18 protein-coding genes are annotated in these 16,604 nt (G+C 66.7%); 10 read left to right on the top strand and 8 right to left on the bottom strand.

The window, feature by feature from the left end; translation table 11 throughout:
* Positions 1 to 30: 30 nt before the first annotated feature.
* Genes BDW41_RS13510 through BDW41_RS13500 form a run of 3 tightly spaced genes read left to right on the top strand, consistent with a single transcriptional unit; the run spans position 31 to position 3,405 of the window.
* Positions 31 to 1,260 (top strand): MFS transporter, encoded by a 1,230-nt coding sequence (locus BDW41_RS13510; RefSeq protein WP_074548806.1) that lies wholly within the window; start codon positions 31 to 33, stop codon positions 1,258 to 1,260.
* Positions 1,261 to 1,293: 33 nt separating this feature from the next.
* The gene (locus BDW41_RS13505) at positions 1,294 to 2,352 is read left to right on the top strand and encodes an SDR family oxidoreductase (RefSeq protein ID WP_074548804.1); all 1,059 of its coding nucleotides are present in this window, start codon (positions 1,294 to 1,296) and stop codon (positions 2,350 to 2,352) included.
* Positions 2,353 to 2,391: 39 nt separating this feature from the next.
* The gene (locus BDW41_RS13500) at positions 2,392 to 3,405 is read left to right on the top strand and encodes a zinc-binding alcohol dehydrogenase family protein (protein WP_074548802.1); all 1,014 of its coding nucleotides are present in this window, start codon (positions 2,392 to 2,394) and stop codon (positions 3,403 to 3,405) included.
* 160 nt (positions 3,406 to 3,565) lie between these two features.
* Here BDW41_RS13500 and BDW41_RS13495 read toward each other — a convergent pair whose 3' ends face one another.
* On the bottom strand, positions 3,566 to 4,939 hold the full coding sequence (locus tag BDW41_RS13495) for an FAD/NAD(P)-binding protein (RefSeq protein ID WP_074548800.1): 1,374 nt from the start codon (positions 4,937 to 4,939) through the stop codon (positions 3,566 to 3,568).
* Positions 4,940 to 4,975: 36 nt separating this feature from the next.
* Positions 4,976 to 5,554, bottom strand: coding sequence for a cysteine dioxygenase family protein (locus tag BDW41_RS13490; RefSeq protein ID WP_074548798.1), 579 nt, complete (start codon positions 5,552 to 5,554; stop codon positions 4,976 to 4,978).
* A gap of 224 nt (positions 5,555 to 5,778) precedes the next feature.
* On the opposite strand from BDW41_RS13490, the gene BDW41_RS13485 reads away from it, so the two are divergent.
* On the top strand, positions 5,779 to 6,072 hold the full coding sequence (locus tag BDW41_RS13485; RefSeq protein WP_074548796.1) for a hypothetical protein: 294 nt from the start codon (positions 5,779 to 5,781) through the stop codon (positions 6,070 to 6,072).
* Between the two features lie 94 nt (positions 6,073 to 6,166).
* Here BDW41_RS13485 and BDW41_RS13480 read toward each other — a convergent pair whose 3' ends face one another.
* Together BDW41_RS13480 and BDW41_RS13475 are read right to left on the bottom strand one after the other, a co-directional pair.
* Entirely contained in the window at positions 6,167 to 6,829 is a 663-nt protein-coding gene (locus BDW41_RS13480) for an energy transducer TonB (RefSeq protein WP_074548794.1), read from the bottom strand.
* Between the two features lie 176 nt (positions 6,830 to 7,005).
* Positions 7,006 to 7,833, bottom strand: coding sequence for a universal stress protein (locus tag BDW41_RS13475; protein WP_074548792.1), 828 nt, complete (start codon positions 7,831 to 7,833; stop codon positions 7,006 to 7,008).
* 566 nt (positions 7,834 to 8,399) lie between these two features.
* Here BDW41_RS13475 and BDW41_RS13470 point away from each other — a divergent pair.
* The 3 genes from BDW41_RS13470 to BDW41_RS13460 all read left to right on the top strand — a co-directional run bounded on the left by BDW41_RS13470 (position 8,400) and on the right by BDW41_RS13460 (position 9,986).
* The gene (locus BDW41_RS13470; protein WP_074548790.1) at positions 8,400 to 8,834 is read left to right on the top strand and encodes a hypothetical protein; all 435 of its coding nucleotides are present in this window, start codon (positions 8,400 to 8,402) and stop codon (positions 8,832 to 8,834) included.
* Positions 8,835 to 8,952: 118 nt separating this feature from the next.
* Positions 8,953 to 9,618, top strand: coding sequence for a hemolysin III family protein (locus tag BDW41_RS13465; RefSeq protein WP_074548788.1), 666 nt, complete (start codon positions 8,953 to 8,955; stop codon positions 9,616 to 9,618).
* Positions 9,615 to 9,986, top strand: coding sequence for a TfoX/Sxy family protein (locus tag BDW41_RS13460; RefSeq protein WP_074548786.1), 372 nt, complete (start codon positions 9,615 to 9,617; stop codon positions 9,984 to 9,986). Before BDW41_RS13465 ends, BDW41_RS13460 begins: the two co-directional genes overlap by 4 nt.
* A gap of 21 nt (positions 9,987 to 10,007) precedes the next feature.
* Here BDW41_RS13460 and BDW41_RS13455 read toward each other — a convergent pair whose 3' ends face one another.
* Both BDW41_RS13455 and BDW41_RS13450 read right to left on the bottom strand, forming a co-directional pair.
* A complete protein-coding gene (locus tag BDW41_RS13455; protein WP_074548784.1) occupies positions 10,008 to 11,774 on the bottom strand; it encodes a DUF885 domain-containing protein in 1,767 nt (588 codons plus the stop codon).
* An 88-nt stretch (positions 11,775 to 11,862) separates the two neighbouring features.
* Entirely contained in the window at positions 11,863 to 12,345 is a 483-nt protein-coding gene (locus BDW41_RS13450; RefSeq protein WP_074548967.1) for a DUF456 domain-containing protein, read from the bottom strand.
* A 129-nt stretch (positions 12,346 to 12,474) separates the two neighbouring features.
* On the opposite strand from BDW41_RS13450, the gene BDW41_RS13445 reads away from it, so the two are divergent.
* A complete protein-coding gene (locus BDW41_RS13445) occupies positions 12,475 to 13,110 on the top strand; it encodes an RIO1 family regulatory kinase/ATPase (protein ID WP_083337653.1) in 636 nt (211 codons plus the stop codon).
* 228 nt (positions 13,111 to 13,338) lie between these two features.
* Here BDW41_RS13445 and BDW41_RS13440 read toward each other — a convergent pair whose 3' ends face one another.
* Positions 13,339 to 14,226 (bottom strand): LysR family transcriptional regulator, encoded by an 888-nt coding sequence (locus tag BDW41_RS13440; RefSeq protein WP_074548779.1) that lies wholly within the window; start codon positions 14,224 to 14,226, stop codon positions 13,339 to 13,341.
* Between the two features lie 120 nt (positions 14,227 to 14,346).
* On the opposite strand from BDW41_RS13440, the gene BDW41_RS13435 reads away from it, so the two are divergent.
* Positions 14,347 to 14,949 (top strand): short chain dehydrogenase, encoded by a 603-nt coding sequence (locus tag BDW41_RS13435; RefSeq protein WP_074548777.1) that lies wholly within the window; start codon positions 14,347 to 14,349, stop codon positions 14,947 to 14,949.
* A 66-nt stretch (positions 14,950 to 15,015) separates the two neighbouring features.
* Here the strand turns inward: BDW41_RS13435 and BDW41_RS13430 are convergent, their stop codons facing one another.
* Complete coding sequence (locus tag BDW41_RS13430) at positions 15,016 to 15,792, bottom strand: ferredoxin--NADP reductase (protein ID WP_074548775.1); 777 nt, start codon at positions 15,790 to 15,792, stop codon at positions 15,016 to 15,018.
* 335 nt (positions 15,793 to 16,127) lie between these two features.
* Here BDW41_RS13430 and BDW41_RS13425 point away from each other — a divergent pair, with 335 nt between their 5' ends.
* Positions 16,128 to 16,547, top strand: coding sequence for a PDZ domain-containing protein (locus BDW41_RS13425; protein WP_146217348.1), 420 nt, complete (start codon positions 16,128 to 16,130; stop codon positions 16,545 to 16,547).
* The last annotated feature ends 57 nt before the right edge of the window (positions 16,548 to 16,604 follow it).

The following is a 16,604-nucleotide window of genomic DNA, read 5'->3' as shown; positions in this document are numbered from 1 at the left end:
GTGGCGGCCATTTCCGTCAGGGATCCTCCCATGAACGCCCCCGATTCCCTTGCAACGCCCGGCGCCACGGCGTCCGGACCCTCCCGGCTGGCCTTGCTGGCCCTCTCGGTGGCGGCCTTCGCCATCGGCACCACCGAGTTCGTGATCATGGGGCTGCTGCCCGAGGTCGCCTCGGACCTGCACGTCAGCATCCCCTCTGCCGGCCTGCTGGTGTCTGGCTACGCGCTGGGCGTGGCGGCCGGCGCGCCGCTGCTGGCGGCGCTTACCGCGCGCATGGAGCGCCGCAACGCGCTGCTGTTGCTGCTGGGCCTCTTCATCCTGGGCAATGCGCTCTGCGCCGTGGCGCCCAACTACGGCGTGCTGATGGTGGCGCGCGTGGTGGCGGCGTTCTGCCATGGCTCGTTCTTCGGCATCGGCGCGGTGGTGGCTTCGCATGTGGTGCCGCGCGGGCAGGCCGCCCGCGCCATCGCGCTGATGTTCACCGGCCTGACCCTGGCCAACGTGCTGGGCGTGCCGTTCGGCACCTTCCTGGGCCAGTGGGCCGGCTGGCGCTCCACCTTCGCCGCCGTCACGGGGCTGGGCATCGTGGCGGCCATCGCCGTGTGGCGTCTGGTGCCGGCACTGCCGGACCTGCCGTCGCCGCACATGAAGCGTGAGCTTGGCGTGCTGCGCCAGCCGCAGGTTTTGCTGGCGCTGCTGATGACGGTGCTGGGCTTTGGCGGCGTGTTCACCGTGTTCACCTACATCGCGCCGATCCTGCAGCAGGTGTCGCATGTGAGCGTGGGCGCCACGGGCTGGGTGCTGATCCTGTTCGGCGTGGGCACGACCATCGGCAACATGCTGGGCGGCCGCCTGGCGGACTGGCGCCTGATGCCGTCGCTGGCCGGCGTGCTGGTGGTGCTGGCGCTGATCATGTTCGCCTTCGCCTGGACCATGCACAGCACCGTCGCCGCCATCGTCACCGTGTTCGTCTGGGGCATTGCCGCCTTCGCCACCGTGCCGCCGCTGCAGATGCGCGTGGTGCAGCAGGCAAGCGAAGGTCCGCATCTGGCCTCCACGCTCAATATCGCCGCGTTCAACCTGGGCAACGCCATCGGCGCGTTCATCGGCGGCTCGATGATCGACATGAATCTGGGCCTGTCTTCCGTGAGCATCGCGGGCGCTGTGGTCGCCTTGCTCGGCCTGCTGGCCACGCTGATCAGCGCCGCGCTGGAGCGCCGTCGCGGCGCCAACGTGGCGACCTGCGCCGCAGGCGCCTGACCGCGCCGCACTCTCCCCAAGCGAAGGAACGTCATGACCACGCAACCCAAGGTAGCCCTCGTCGTCGGCGCGCAGGGCGTGATCGGCCGCAATCTGATCGATCATCTGTCGACGCTGGACGACTGGCGCGTGATCGGCCTGTCGCGACGCGGCGGTGAAGACCAGGCGCGCGTGCGGCACATCGCCGTCGATCTGCTCGACATCGACGATGCGCGCGCGAAACTCGGTGCGCTGACCGATGTGACGCACGTGTTCTACACCGCCTACCAGGATCGCCCCACCTGGGCGGAACTGGTGCCGCCGAATCTCGCCATGCTGGTGAATGTGGTCGATGCCATCGAACCGGTGGCGGCGCACCTGCAACACATCAGCCTGATGCAGGGCTACAAGGTCTACGGCGGTCACCTTGGTCCGTTCAAGACGCCGGCGCGCGAAACCGATGCGGCCTTCATGCCGCCGGAATTCATGCACGACCAGCAGCGGTTCCTCGAGGCGCGCCAGCAGGGCAAGGCCTGGAACTGGTCGGCGATTCGACCGGCGGTGGTCGGCGGGTTTGCGCTGGGTAATCCCATGAACCTGGCGCTGGCGATAGCCGTCTATGCGTCGATCAGCAAGGAGCTCGGCCTGCCGCTGCGCTTTCCCGGTAAACCGGGCGCTTACGACCGTCTGCTGGAAATGACCGACGCCGGCCTGCTCGCGCGCGCCACCGTGTGGGCCGCCACCGAGCCGCGTTGCGCCAACCAGGCGTTCAACATCACCAACGGCGATCTGTTCCGCTGGAGCGAGATGTGGCCCTTCATCGCCGACTATTTCGGCGTGCCGGTGGCGCCGCCCTTGCCGTTGTCGCTGGACACGGTGATGGCGGACAAGGCGCCGCTGTGGAAGGCCATGGGCGAACGCCACGGCCTGGCGCCGCATGGCTGGTCGCAGGTATCGTCCTGGCGTTTCGCGGACTTCGTGTTCTCATGGGACTACGACATGTTCGGCGACGGTTCCAAGGCGCGCCGCCACGGCTTCCACGAACACGTGGAAACCAAGGCGATGTTTACGCGACTGTTTGACGACTTTCGCCGGCGCAGAATCATTCCCTGAGTTTCCCCTTTACCGTTTTCCCCTCTCAAGGAGTCATGCATGAAAGCCGTTGCCTATCGGCACAGCCTGCCCATCACCGACGTGCAGAGCCTTATCGATGTGCAGCTTCCGCAGCCGTCGCCGCAAGGACGCGATGTGCTGGTGCGGGTGGAGGCCGTGTCGGTCAATCCGGTCGATACCAAGGTGCGCCTGCGCACCGATCCGCAGGGCGTCGACAAGGTGCTCGGCTGGGATGCCTCGGGCACCGTGGTTGCCGTGGGCGCCGACGTCACCTTGTTCAAGCCCGGTGACGACGTGTACTACGCGGGCGCCATCGATCGGGCCGGCAGCAATGCCCAATTCCAGCTGGTCGACGAACGCATCGTGGGGCGCAAGCCGTCGACCCTCGATTTCGCGCAGGCGGCTGCCTTGCCGCTCACCACCATCACGGCATGGGAAATGCTGTTCGACCGCCTGGGCGTGCCCCGTGGCAGCACGGCGCGCAGCGGCGTGATTCTCGTGGTCGGCGGCGCGGGCGGCGTGGGTTCGATGGCCATCCAGCTGGCACGCCGGCTGACCAACTTCACGGTGATCGCCACGGCGTCGCGCGCCGACACGCAGTCATGGGTGAAAGAACTGGGCGCGCATCATGCGGTCGATCATCGCGGCGATCTGGTGACGGCGGTGAAGGCGATGGCGCCGCAAGGCGTGGACTACGTGCTCAGCCTTACGCATACCGACCAGCACTATCCGGCCCTGGTCGAGCTGCTCAAGCCGCAAGGCAAGCTCGCCTTGATCGACGATCCCGCCACGCCGATCGACATCCGTCTGCTCAAGCAGAAGAGCCTGTCGCTGCACTGGGAGCTCATGTACACCCGCTCGCTGTTCCACACCGAGGACATGCAGGCACAGCACCAGTTGCTCAACGAGGCGGCGGATCTGGTCGACGCCGGCGTGTTGCGCACCACGCTGCGCGAGAACATGGGCGTCATCAACGCGGCCAATCTTCGCCGTGCGCATGAGCAGGTGGAAAGTGCAAGCACGATCGGGAAAATCGTGCTGAGCGGATGGTGAGAAGGCAGGAGTGAGTTAAGAGGAGTGAGTAGTGAGAGAGAGCTTGCTGCGTGACGCTTTCCCTCACCTCCTTCGGCGCTGGAAAGCGAAATCAGAGAAGTGAGGAGTAAGACAGAGCAGGCCAGCGCCACGCTCTCTCTCACTACTCACTTCTCTTCACTCACTTCTCGCTCTTCACCAGGCGGTCCGCAAGATTGCGGGCCTGCTGGCGGATCTCCGGCATGGCCGTCGATTCCCACAGCACGCCGCGGAGCAGGGTGCCGATGGCGTAGAAGTGCGGCCAGGTCTGCTCGCCGTGCTTCACACGGCCTTCGGTGGTGGCGGTGACGCCAAGGCCCAGCGGGTCGGCGGTCACGTGACCGTTGGTGGTCAGCTGGCGGATCAGCGCGTGTTGCGTGCGGCGCACGTCGGTATTGAGGCCCACCGTCTGGATCACCAGGTCGGCGTCCATGGTTTCCACGCCCTTGCCGTGCGGCAAGCGGATGTCCAGATGCAGCTTGTCGCCCGCCACGTCCACCGCCTGCAGGCGGCCACGGCGGCGGTGCAGGCGGCCGGCGTCTTCCAATGCCTTCATTGCGGCCATCACCTGCGGCGGCATGCGATGGCGCACGCGTTCCCACGCCCAGCGTGCATGCCGCAGGAAGCGCGAACGCTCCGCTTCGGGCAGCAGCGCCCACAGCGAAGGTGTATGCGGACGCAGGCTGTCGATCACCGTGCGCCAGTCGGCGCTCTGCGCGACGGCTTCGCGCAGCAGGCGAATCCACGTGCGGATATACGGCGCCTCGCGCATGGATTCGATCAGCTCGCTGCCGTCGTCGGCCGGCGCGGAGGCCTGATGCAGGTGCGGTTCCGGCAGCAGGCCGTGACGCGAAATGGCCTCGAAGGTGGCGTTGGGCCACAGCGCGGACAGTTCCAGCAGCACGTCGACGGCGGTAAGGCCCAGGCCGATCAGCACGACCTTGAGCGGTCGCGCGTCCGGCTTGGCCTGCGCAAGAAAACCCCAAGGCTCGGTGACGTAGCGGCCGCTCGCGAGCGCGGCATCCGCGACGCCGCTCAAGGGCTGCGGCGGCAATGAGCCGATAGCCAGCACGGCCGCATCCACATGCGCGTTTTCCTCGCCGTGAATGACGGTGACGCCGTCGCTCTCCGGCACGATGGCGTCCACCGCGAACGGCAGCACGCGCACGTCGTGTCCGGCCGCGCGCGCGCGTTCGAGCGCGCGCTCCACTTCCGCCTCGAGATAGTCGCCGTAGAGACGGCGCGGCAGGAAATCCGTGCCGGCGATGGCGCTGTCGCCGCGCTGGGCGAAATCGAGGAAACCGTGCGGCCTGGCGGTGAACATGCTCATCGAGGCGGCACGCACGTTCAGCAGATGCTTGTCGGACCGCGTGCCATACGCGACGCCGCGCGGCGAGTTACCGCCGCCAGTGTACCAGTCCAGATGCAACGGCTGCGGCGGCTGGCGTTCCAGCAGCTCGCTCAGCAGCGCTGCCGCTGCAGCGCCGCCGCCGATGATGGCGACCCGTCGATACATGCCACTCCCTTAAAAAAGCGTTGGAACGTGCGTGGCTCAGGCGTACAGGCGGCCGGCGATGCTGCTGCGCTGCGCGTTCCTGGTCCACTGGCCGGCTTCGCCGGCTTCTTCGTATGTGAAGTACTGTGCCAGATCGCCACCGTATACGTGAAGCGTCAGCGCGGTTTCGTGCCGGGACAGATTGCGGCAGCGGTGCGCGTAGCGGTCGTCCGCGTCGAACCAGGTGACGTCACCGGGGCCCAGCCAGTCGCGGCCGGTCAATCGCAGGATCTTCCCGTCCTCGGCGCGATCCCAGGACTCCACTTCCAGCGCGCCGTGCAGGGCCAGTTCCAGGCCCCACAGGCCATTGTGATCATGGATGGGCGTGGCGTGATTGGCGGGCCACGCCATCACCAGCACGCTGATCTCCGGCTTGCTGCGCTGTGCAACGAACCAGCGCTCGAAGCCCTGGTCGCGCGTGCGCAGATCGGCCAGATCCGCATCCAGCGCCTGTTTGTTCTGATAAACCGCGCGGCTCAGCTCCCGTGCCATGGTGGCAAGGTCGGGATGTTCGCCCACACCGTAGTCAAACGCGATCTCACGCAGCGCCTTGAGGTGTTGCATGTGTTTGGCCATGCGATGTTACTCGACGGAAACCGGCGCGCAGTGGAGCATGCGGGTCGTTAAAGTCCCGTAACCCGGCGTGAGCGAACGCTACCGTTCCAGCATGACTTTCGCGACATGCGCGGCCTTCCGCAGAAGCGCAGCATGATTCCCGCGAAGGCCTTGAAAACCGCATCGGGCGCCTCAACACGTCCATGCGCATGGTCGCCGGCGATGCTGCCGGCAGGAGAAACGTCATGATCGCAATGAGCGTGCTCTTGATGGTGGTGCTTGGCATCTGGCTGGGCGCGGTGATGATCGGCCTGGTGTTCAAGCTGGTCTTCAGCTTGATCGGCGGCCTTTTCAGCCTGATCGGCGCGGTGCTGGGCCTGTTCTTCGGCGGCATTGCCTTGTTGATTGCCGCACCTATCGTGGCGCTTGCCTTGCTGCCGGTCTGCCTGCCCGTGATCGTGGTGGCGGCCGTGGTGTGGGCCATCGTGCGCACGGCCCGAGGCCCTGCGCATCAGCCTGTGGCCGCCAGCGCCCGTTGATTCCATCGTCGCTTGCCGTGGAACGGCCCGACCTGCCACTGGATGCAGGCCGGGCCTTCCTTTTTTCATGCGCTTACGCGACGGCGGAGCGAGGCTAGAGTTCGTTCAAGCTGAAAGTGACGGGCACGCGTGCCCATGCGCGCACGGCGTGACCGTTCACGGTGGCGGGTTCGAATCGCCAACCCTTCAATACCTGGTCGCAGGCGCTTCGATCGAGCACCTGTTCGCCGCTGCTCTTTTCGATGCTCACCTGCTGCGGAACGCCGTTCTCGTCGACCAGCACCTTGAGTATCACTTGACCCTGCAGGTGCGAGCGCAAGGCCTGCTGCGGATATTTCAGCGGCGTCGCGCGATAGGCGAGCGTCGCTTCGATCGGCGCGGCCGATACGCCCGTGTCGGTTGGCGGCGCCAGCGTCGGTGCCACCGGTGGCGCGGGGATGCTGCCGTCGTCCGTGGTCGGCACCGCCGGCGGCGTGACCGGCTGCGGGCGCGGTACGGTCTGGGTGTGCGGCACGGTCTTGGGTTGCACCAGCTTCTTGAGGTCGATGGTTGGCGGGGGCGGAACTTCCTTCGGCGGGGTGATCCACGTGATCGGCATGGCGGTGATGCGTTGCACCTGCGCGGCGAACTCCGGGGCCATCGGTCGCATGACCACGATGAGCGCGGCGAGGTTGAGGGCTATCGCGGCACTCAGCGCGGCAATGCGGGCGCTGTCCGGATGGGCGTGACGGGGTGCAGCCAGGCTTGCGGACGACATAAGGCGACCTCCTGACGTATCGATGTTGGGTTGTCGCGCCCGGCACGCTGCTGGGGAAGCAGTGGGGATCGTGCGGGCGCGATTTCACGCTAGACCCACTTGTGGGACTTGCACAAGTAGCCGTATGGAAGGCTATTCTAGGGTGATTGCCCCGGGGTTCCCCGCAGGGGAATTTTTCAGTGGGCCACCAGCATCGGCACGTCGCCGTGCATGAACAGGTGGCGCGTGGTGCCGCCGAGCACCATCTGCGCAAGGCGCGAACGGCTCCAGGCACCCATGACGATCAGGTCGGCGCCCTGGGCGTGCGCCGCGTCCAGCACGGCCGGGCCCGCGGCATGGCTGGGGCCGGTATCCAGCGTGTCGATCTGCGCATGGATGCCGTGGCGTTGCAGCCAGTCGGCCAGGCCGGGCGGCGGCAGCACCGGCAGCATGTCCGCATTCATTTCGCTGCCGTCGAGCACGCGTACCTCGTCGGCCTTCTGCAGCAGCGGTACGGCGGCGGCGAGGGCGAGGGCGGATTCGCGGCTGCCGTTCCACGCCACCAGCACCTTGGCGCCCAGCGTGGGCACCGGCGAGGTATCGGGCACCACCAGCACCGGCCGACCGCTGGCGAAGACGCAACGCGATACCGAGCCGAAGCCCACCGGCGCGTCGCTGCGCTTCTGGCTTCGCTCCATCACCAGCATGTCGTAGCCGGAGGCGGCCTGGCTGAGCGTCTGCACCGTGTCGCCCTGGGTGACGCGCCAGCGTCCGCTCAGCCCATGCGCGGCCAGCGTCTGCTGCCATGGCTGGGCATGCGTCTGCGCTTCGGCGACCCGGCGCTGGGTTTCTTCCAGTTGCACGGGCACCGCCTCGGGCAGGCTGAAAGCGGTGGCGGGAAGATCGGCGACGTAGAGCGCATCGAGCCGCGCGCCCAGTCGCTGCGCGAGGGCCAGGGCCGCGCGCGGCGCGGCGACGCCAAGGTCCAGGTGGTCCAGATGCAACAGCAGGTCGATCGCTGACATGGCGGCTCTCCCGGTTTCCGATCCGTGTCCAGCATAGAGCCTGCCATTGGACGGCGTGTAGCGCGCGTTGTCGCGGCTGTCGAAGCGAGACAAAAAAAGCCCCGCACAGGATGGCGGGGCGGCAAGGCCGGACGTCGGGGGAGAGAGAGGGGACGCCCGGTTGTCACATTTTTTCGCGCTGCGGCTTGTTTTGGCGTACATCGCGAGTGAAAGCTGTATTCACGCCGCAGACGGCGAGCGCTTGCCAGAATCGTCGGCTTGTCGCCTGATGGCGGCGCGCGCTAAGAGCCTGCTCATGATCTCCGCGTAGCCCGCGTTGTTCCTGAGTGGCTGCCCGGCGGCGCTGCGTGGCGCAGCGCCTGCCTGGTGGGCAGGTCAAGCCGCGCGGTGTCGTTGGGCAGCCACTCAGGAACAACCCTCCGGGCCGGGTCTGTTTGCCCGCAGGCCGGCGTCATCACTCGGTCGTGTACGGACGTACACTCCCTCGCTCTTCCTTGGCCTGCGCGCAAACAGCTCCCGGCGCGGGCCACGCGGAGATCATGAACAGGCTCTTAGGGAGACATGCCATGGGCATCGGGAAGTGGGCAGCTGTGTCGGCGCTGGCCTTGGCCGGCTGGATGGGCTCGGCCTCGGCGCAGGCCGGCGAGCTCGAGTGCAAGATGCGTTTCACCCTCTCGGGTTGGTCGGTGTTCTACCAGACGGCAACCGGCAGCGGCACCGTTCGCTGCAGCAACGGCCAGAGCATGGGCGTGCGCATCCGCGTCAAGGGCGGCGGCCTGACCTTTGGCAAGAGCCAGATCGACGACGGCGTCGGCAAGTTCTCCGGCGTCGACAGCATCAGCGAGATCAAGGGCCACTATGCCGATGCTGGTGTGCATGCGGGCGCGTCCAAATCGGCCGGCGCCCGCGTGATGACCAAGGGCAATGTCTCGCTGGCGCTCAGCGGCACGGGCAAGGGCTGGGACCTGGGCGTGGCCTTCGGCGCCTTCATCATCGAATGAGGCGCGCGCGCCGCTGATCCGCGCGGTGTTTCATACGCCGCGCGGCCTTGCATTCAAGCGCCGGACCGCTAAGGTGGCGGAGCCGTACCCCAGGTACGCTCCGTTCAAGGATCTCCCCATGTCCGCCACCTCCGCCACGGCTTTGCCCCGCTACGCCCTCGGCGACGAAGTCGCCAGCAGCGTCATCCATGGCATCGGCATCCTGCTCAGCATTGCCGGCCTCGCGACGCTGGTGGCGTTCGCTGCGCTTCATGGCGATGCGCGCGCCGTGGTGGCGAGCGCGGTGTTTGGCACCACGCTGATCCTGTGCTACACGGCGTCCACGCTCTATCACTCCATTCCCGGCGCGGTGGCCAAGCGCGTGCTGCGCACGCTGGACCACATCGCCATCTTCCTGCTCATTGCCGGCACCTACACGCCCTTCACCCTGATTGCCTTGCCGGGCGCCTGGGGCTGGAGCCTGTTCGGCACGGTGTGGGGCCTGGTCCTGATGGGCAGCGCGCTGGAGCTGGGCATGCTGAAGAAGTACCGCAAGCTGGCGGTGCTGATGTACGTGGGCATGGGCTGGGTGGGCGTGATCGCGTTCAAGCCCCTGCTGGCGCACCTGCAGACCGGCGGCATGGTGCTGCTGCTCGCGGGCGGCGTGGCGTACACGCTGGGCGTGCCGTTCTATCTGTGGCGCAAGCTGCCGTACCACCACTCGGTGTGGCATTTCTTCGTGCTGGCGGGCAGCGTGCTGCACTATCTGGCCGTGCTGCTCTACGTGCTGCCCGACGGGCCGTGAACCCGGACCTCCAGCGCTTGCGCGTCGAGCTGGAAGACGCCGCCACGCACCTGGGGCGTCCGCACGATCTTCGCTTCAAACCCATGTTCGGCGGCCTGATGGCTTGGTTCGGCGAGAAGCCGTGCGCCTGGCTGTCGACGCAGGGGCTGGCATTGCGCCTGTCGGAAGCGGACCAACCCGGCCTGTTGGCGCAGGCGGGCGCGCAGCGTTTTCGCCACAGGCCTGACGAGCCGCCCAGCCGCGATTACATCCTGGTGCCGCCGGCGCTACGGCAGGATACGGCCCGTTTCGCCGAATGGCTGGAACGCAGCGGCAACGCAGCCGCGCCGCCAAAGAAAAGGCCGCGCCCGAAGACGCGGCCCCGTTAGCGAACCGAAGCGTTCGCGGCGTTACTTCTTCTTCTGCGAAGGAATGAACTGCGTGCGCACCGCTTCGGCCAGCTGTTCCGGCGGCAGCAGGCCCTGGCCAATCACGAAGTCGTTGAAGGCCTGGCGGTTGAAGTCCTTGCCCAGTGCCAGTTCGGTGTTCAGGCGCGTCTGCTGCAGGCGCATGTAACCGTAGAAATACGCAGTGGCCTGGCCGGGGCTGTTGAAGGTGTAGCGGTCCAGTTCCTGCTGCGTCATGGCTTCGGACAAGCCCACGTCGTTGCGCAGCACGTCGTGCGCACGCTCCTTGGTGATCAGGCCGAGGTTGAGCATCGGGTCCAGGTAGGCGCGGGCGGCGCGCTGCAAGCGGGCCTGCAGGGCCACGAACTGGCCAGCCGGCGGCTCGTAGGGGAGCATCTCCGACTCGGCGTACAGCGCCCAGCCTTCCACGTTCACGCTGTTGAAGGCGAACAGGCTGCGCGCCAGAGACACGCCGCGCTCCACCATCGCCGCGAACTGCAGCTCGTGGCCGGGACGGCCTTCGTGCGCGGTGAGCGTCCACGCGGCGGCCTTATAGGTGAAGTCGTCATACGAGTCCGACTTGCTGCCGCTGGGGTTGCCCATGGTCAGCACGAAGGTGCCCTGCTCGCCGTGGTTGTTGATGAACGGCGGCGGGTCCATGTGCGGCGCGGGCACGGCGGCGGTTTCCGCTTCCGAGGCCAGGCGCATCTGCATCTTGCGCTGGGGCAGGGTGATGATGTGCTCGCGGCGGATGGTGTCTTCGATGTGGCCGATGATCTCGTGGTACCACGGCACCACGTCATCCTTGCCGAGCTGTTCCTTCTTCAGCGCCTTCAGCACGTCGCGGTAGTCGGTGGCCTGGATGTTCTCGGCCTTGGCCACCACCGGCGCCATCATCTGCATCATCGAGCGCAGCTCGGTGAACTCGAACTGGGCTTCCTTGATCAGCTGCTCCGGCGCAATGTCGATGCCGACCTGCTTGAGGTTGTAGGCGTACAGCGGTTCGGGCAGGCGGAAGTCCGCGCGTGCGCGCGGCACGATGGTGGCGCGCGTCCAGGCGTCGTAATCCTTGAGCTGGCTGTCCAGCGCGTCGAGCGCGGCCTTGCTGTCGGCGTCGTCCAGCTTGTACTTGGCGAACAGCTGGCGGATGCCCTGGGCGTAGCGCTGCGAGTTGCTGAGCTTCTGCTCCACTTCGTTCTTGTACGGACCAATCAGGCCCTTCTCGCCGATGCGCGCTTGCGTCTGCGCCTTGGCCAGATCGATCAGCGGCGTGCAGCCCGGTGCCTTGCCCACGTAGCACTCAAGGCGCTTGGCGGCGGACGGGCGGCGCTTGGCGTCCACGTCGTCCTTCAGCAGGGCGAACTCGCCCTGGAAGATCTGCTGGCCCACGTCGACGTAAGGCAGCATGTATTTGTGGTTCAGATCGATGCCTTCGACCTGCTGGTCGACCGCCTTGATCATGATCTGCAGATCCTGGCGGACGTTGGCGTCCTTCTCATCGGCGAGCATCTTCTCCAGCTTCGCCTTGGCGTCGACGAACGCGGCGCGCGAACGGGCGTCGACGTCCGGCTTCAGGTCGACGACCTTGTCGTCGAAACCCGGCACGCCGATCTGCGAGGCGAACTCGGGATTGAACTTCGCCATCACGTCCAGCAACACCTGGGCGTCGGCGTTGCTGCGTTCGATCCAGGTGGGCGACTTGGTTTCCGCCTGGGCGGAACCGACGGCGGCCAGCGAAACCGCCAGCGCCAGGGCAAGACGTTTGGACATGAGTTTTTCCCCGTAGTGAAGTGCCCCGAGCCTATAGGGGCGGGCGCGGGCCGGCCATGTGCCGAAGGTCGCGCCGCCGGCGCCCGGCTCAGCCGAACAGCATGGCGAAGCCGAACAGGCCGATCATCACGAAGGAGATCTCCAGTTTGACCAAGGTGCCAAACAGCAGGCCCAGCCAGGTCGCCACGCCCACGTGCGCTGAGTGCAGCACGCTGGTGCCGGAGGCCAGCTCGCCCAGCAGGGCGCCCAGGAAGGGTCCCACGATCAGGCCGACCAGGCCGAAGAACATGCCCACCACGGTGCCCAGCCCCGCGCCCCACAGGGCCAGCCGGCTGGCGCCCACCCGCTTGGCGCCCAGCGAGGCCGACACGAAATCCATCAGCACGCCGAACGCGCCCAGCGCGCCGATCACCACCAGCCACCACGTGCCCAGGTGCCGGTACCGATCCACCGCCGCCACCAGCCAGATGCCGCCGAAGATCATCGGTATGCCCGGCAGCGCGGGCAGGATGTTGCCGGCGAGGCCGCCGATCATCAGCAGCGCGGCCAGTACGTACAGCGCGATCTCCAGCATGGTGTGCTCCGTGTCCGACGGCGCAGCATATCGGCTAGGCGATGCGCCGCGCATGGGCCGGTTCGGCGACAATGGAGGTGCTGATCCTGGTCGATGCCCGATGCTTTTGTGGACACCTCACGCGACATGCTTTTGAAAGCCGATGAACTCGGTCGTATCGAAATGACCGAACGGGCCGGCGTGCGCGTGATCCGTCGCGATGTCACCGCGGCGCGCTGGTGGGCGCGCCCTGTCGCACGCCGCGCCGCCGCACGCGAAGCACGCGCGCTGGCGAAGCTCGATGGCATCGACGGCGTGCCCGCGCTGCTGGGCTGGGACGGGCAGGAGCTGCTGCGCAGCTACATTGCCGGCGCGCCGATGCAGCAGGCACGACCGCATGACCGGGCGTACTACCGCGAGGCGCTACGCTTGCTCGCGCGGCTGCATCGCCGCGGCATCGTGCACAACGACCTGGCCAAGGAACCGAACTGGCTGGTGCGCGCCGATGGCCGTCCCGCCCTGGTCGATTTCCAGATCGCCTGGACACGCGGCAAACGCGGCACGCTGTTCCGCCTGCTGGCGCGCGAAGACGTGCGCCATCTGCTCAAGCACAAGCGCACGTATTGCCCGGAGGCGTTGACGCTACGCCAGCGCGCCATCCTCGCCACACCCGCTCCGCCTGCGCGCGTATGGCGCGCGACGGGCAAGCGTTTGTACAAGCTCATTGCGCGGCGTGTGTTCGGCTATTGGGACAATGAAGGGCAGGGGCGCGTGCGCGATTGATGGTGCGCGGTGTGTTGAAGGCTGTTCAACGTCTCGCCCGAACGTTCAATGCCCTCACCGTCATTCCGGCGTAGGCCGGAATCCAGTGACGGAAACGGCCGGTTGTCGCGTGACGTCAAAGCGTCTGGCTCTTTCGCGAAAACCGTGCGCCTAGGCCACTGGATTCCGGCCTACGCCGGAATGACGGTGGGGGATATGAGCGTTTGCGAGGGACGTTGAAATGGTCCCTCAGGCCCCAAAGCGCTCCAGCAAAAACTCGATCATGCTGCGCAACTTGGCCGTCGGCCGGCGATCCTGCGCGTAGAGCAGATGCATCGGCGTGGCCGGAGGCGCCCACTCGGGCAAGACCGCCATCAGGCGACCTTCGGCGAGATCGTCCGCAAGCAGCACTTCCGGCTGCAGCACGATGCCCGCCCCATGCAACGCCGCCACGCGCAGGGCATCGCCATGGTCGACGGAGAGGCGCCCCTGCACCGGCACGTCGCATTCCTCACCGTTGGGTCCCAGCAACCGCCACTGATCGCGGCGGCGCCAGTTGGTCAGGCCCAGGCAGACGTGCTTGGACAGTTCCTCAGGACGTGTCGGCGTGCCGTGCTTCGCCAGGTAGGGCGGCGATGCGGCCAGCAGCATGCGATAGGGCTGCAAGGGTCGCGCGACGAGCTGAGGGTCATCCACGGCGCCGATGCGGATGCCCAGCTCATAGCCTTCGCCGACCAGGTCGTAGACGCGGTTGTCCAGCGACAGCTCCACGCTGACATCGGGATAGCGCTGCAGGTATTCGGTGAGCGCGGGCGTCAGCCGGCGGCTGCCGAAGCTCATGGGTGCAGTGATGCGCAGCTTGCCGCGCGGCGTGGCCTGCAGTTCGTGCGCGCTGCGCTCAGCCAGCTCCACATCCGCCAGCACCAGCTTGCAGCGCTCGTAGTAGAGCTTGCCGACCTCGGTGAGTTGCTGGCGGCGCGTGGTGCGATGGAGCAGGCGTGCGCCCAGCCGTTCCTCGATGGCGCGGATGTGCTTGCCGGCCATGGTCGGGGACACGCCGCTCGCCTCGGCCGCCGCCGCGAAGCTGCCGGTGTCCACCACCCGAACGAACATGGCCATGCTCGCCAGCGTATCCATGCTTTAACAACCCATGGTTTGGAATGGGTCGAATCATGGCATGTTTATTGGAGGATGGGCGTGGCGGAGACTCACGGCATGGCGACCCACACCGGGACGCACCCATCGAGGTTCCATCACATGCGAATTCTGCTTATCGGCGCCAGCGGTACGGTCGGCACGGCGGTGGCCGGCGCGCTTGCCCCGCACCATGAACTTATCCGCGCGGGCCGCCAGTCCGGCGACGTGCGCGTCGACCTGACCGACATGGACAGCGTGGAGCGCATGTACCGCGAGGTGGGTCAGCTCGATGCGGTGGTCACCACGGCAGGCAATGTCCACTTCGGCGAGCTGGCGCAGACCACGCCCGCGCAGTTCCTGTCCGGCCTGCAGGACAAGCTGATGGGACAGGTGAACGTGGTGATCGCGGGCATCCCGCATCTGCGCGACGGCGGCTCGTTCACGCTGACCAGCGGCATCACCGCGGTCGAGCCGATCAAGCTGGGCACGAATGCCACCACCGTGAACGCCGCCATCGAAGGCTTCGTGCGCTCGGCGGCCACGGAGCTGCCGCGCGGTCTGCGCATCAATGCAGTGAGCGCGACCCTGCTCACCGAGTCGCTGGAGGCTTATGGCCCGTATTTTCCGGGATTCGAAGCCGTACCCGGCGAGCGCGTGGGGCAGGTCTATCGGCGCAGCGTGGAAGGCGTGTGCACCGGCCGCGTGTATACGATCTGGCAGTAATCGCCAGGTCGGAAACGAAAGCGGGAGCGCAGGCCTGCGCTCCCGCGAAAAGCACGACGCTGTCGCTTACTTCTCGACGAAGGCGCGCTCGATCACGTAGTCGCCCGGCTCGCGCGTGCGCGGCGATACCTGGAAACCGCGTTCGTCCAGCAGGGCGCAGGTGTCGTCCAGCATGGTGGGGCTGCCGCACAGCATCACGCGGTCGGTCGTGGGATCGAGCGGCGGCAGGCCGATGGCCTCGCTCATCGAACCGTTGACGATGTTGTCGGTGATGCGGCCCTGGTTGCGGAACGCTTCGCGCGTCACCGTCGGGTAGTAGATCAGCTTCTCGCGCACCAGCTCGCCGAGGTATTCGTGCTGCGGCAGCTCGTTCTCGAGGTAATCCCTGTAGGCCAGGTCGTTGACGTTGCGCACGCCGTGCGCGATCACGATCTTCTCGTAGCGCTCGTAGGTTTCCGGATCGCGCACCAGGCTCATGAACGGTGCCAGGCCCGTGCCCGTGCCCAGCAGGTACAGGCGCTTGCCCGGCTTGAGATCGTTGAGCACCAGCGTGCCGGTCGGCTTGCGGCTGACGATCAGTGGATCACCGGGCTTGAGGTGCTGCAGGCGCGAGGTGAGCGGCCCGTTGGGCACCTTGATGCTGAAGAACTCCAGATGCTCCTCGTAGTTCGCGCTGGCGATGGAATACGCGCGCATCAGCGGGCGGCCATCCACTTCCAGGCCGATCATCACGAACTGTCCGCTGTCGAAGCGGAAGCCGGGATCACGCGTGGTGCGGAAGCTGAAGAGACTGTCGTTCCAGTGGTGCACGTCGATCACGTGCTCCGTCGCCAATGCCACCATTGCCGGTTACCGTCCTAAGGATTCAGGGATGCTGCAGGCGCGGTGCCAGCCCTGGGGCCAACGCCGGACTCGTGTGGGGAAGGCGGAATCCGCTGCGCCTGACGAGTGCTGCCGGGGATGCAGCGCAAGCGTCCATTATGCCATCGGCGGGTGCCCAGTTCATGCCGTTGGCCGGGTGCGGTGCGCTGTCGCGTCGCGGCTTCACACGATCCATTGACATTCCCCGCGTCCTGCGGTGCTACCGTCTTGGCGCGCTTTCGGGAGCTTCACGGCTCACGCCATGGCGTTCAGGGCTTGGATACTGGATTTCCCACGACTCAGGAGGAGAACGTGTCATGAAGTCATTGTCTTTGTTGATGAGCGGTCTCGTGGCGATGGCGGCGCTGCCCGCCCTTGCGCAAACCGCCGAGCCGGGGCCGGATGGCCACCTGACCTATAGCGGTAACTTCCTTACCGTCAAGGACGGCACCCGCCAGCTGAAGCTGACCACCGATGGCCACCAGCGCGTTTTCGTCGATTCGGTAACGCCCCAAGGCTGGATGGGCCTGCACAGCACCGACCAGATCGAGCGGATCAACGGGCAGCCGATCCGCTGGGTGGGCCAGCTGGTCGATCAGTTGCAGAAGCAGCAGCCCGAACCGGTGGTGTTGACGGTGTATCACCACGACATCGACATGCGCGTCTACGAGAAGCGCGAACTGACCTTGGCCCAGGCCGACTACGCCAGGCTGATTCCCATCGCCAAGGCCGATTGAGTGGCCTGCACCCTGGCGACGTCGAAGGCCCCCACCCGGGGGCCTTTTCGCAGATGG

Source organism: Dyella sp. AtDHG13 (assembly GCF_003201105.1).
Taxonomy (GTDB): domain Bacteria; phylum Pseudomonadota; class Gammaproteobacteria; order Xanthomonadales; family Rhodanobacteraceae; genus Dyella; species Dyella jiangningensis_B.
The sequence above is the reverse complement of the archived record's forward strand: the minus strand, read 5'-3'. Positions and strand labels throughout refer to the sequence as shown.

Coding starts and splice junctions, on each gene's coding strand:
- BDW41_RS13510 (WP_074548806.1), top strand. CDS start 31: ATGAACGCCCCCGATTCCCTTGCAACGCCCGGCGCCACGGCGTCCGGA.
- BDW41_RS13505 (WP_074548804.1), top strand. CDS start 1,294: ATGACCACGCAACCCAAGGTAGCCCTCGTCGTCGGCGCGCAGGGCGTG.
- BDW41_RS13500 (WP_074548802.1), top strand. CDS start 2,392: ATGAAAGCCGTTGCCTATCGGCACAGCCTGCCCATCACCGACGTGCAG.
- BDW41_RS13495 (WP_074548800.1), bottom strand. CDS start 4,939: ATGTATCGACGGGTCGCCATCATCGGCGGCGGCGCTGCAGCGGCAGCG.
- BDW41_RS13490 (WP_074548798.1), bottom strand. CDS start 5,554: ATGGCCAAACACATGCAACACCTCAAGGCGCTGCGTGAGATCGCGTTT.
- BDW41_RS13485 (WP_074548796.1), top strand. CDS start 5,779: ATGATCGCAATGAGCGTGCTCTTGATGGTGGTGCTTGGCATCTGGCTG.
- BDW41_RS13480 (WP_074548794.1), bottom strand. CDS start 6,829: ATGTCGTCCGCAAGCCTGGCTGCACCCCGTCACGCCCATCCGGACAGC.
- BDW41_RS13475 (WP_074548792.1), bottom strand. CDS start 7,833: ATGTCAGCGATCGACCTGCTGTTGCATCTGGACCACCTGGACCTTGGC.
- BDW41_RS13470 (WP_074548790.1), top strand. CDS start 8,400: ATGGGCATCGGGAAGTGGGCAGCTGTGTCGGCGCTGGCCTTGGCCGGC.
- BDW41_RS13465 (WP_074548788.1), top strand. CDS start 8,953: ATGTCCGCCACCTCCGCCACGGCTTTGCCCCGCTACGCCCTCGGCGAC.
- BDW41_RS13455 (WP_074548784.1), bottom strand. CDS start 11,774: ATGTCCAAACGTCTTGCCCTGGCGCTGGCGGTTTCGCTGGCCGCCGTC.
- BDW41_RS13445 (WP_083337653.1), top strand. CDS start 12,475: ATGCTTTTGAAAGCCGATGAACTCGGTCGTATCGAAATGACCGAACGG.
- BDW41_RS13440 (WP_074548779.1), bottom strand. CDS start 14,226: ATGGATACGCTGGCGAGCATGGCCATGTTCGTTCGGGTGGTGGACACC.
- BDW41_RS13435 (WP_074548777.1), top strand. CDS start 14,347: ATGCGAATTCTGCTTATCGGCGCCAGCGGTACGGTCGGCACGGCGGTG.
- BDW41_RS13430 (WP_074548775.1), bottom strand. CDS start 15,792: ATGGTGGCATTGGCGACGGAGCACGTGATCGACGTGCACCACTGGAAC.
- BDW41_RS13425 (WP_146217348.1), top strand. CDS start 16,128: ATGAAGTCATTGTCTTTGTTGATGAGCGGTCTCGTGGCGATGGCGGCG.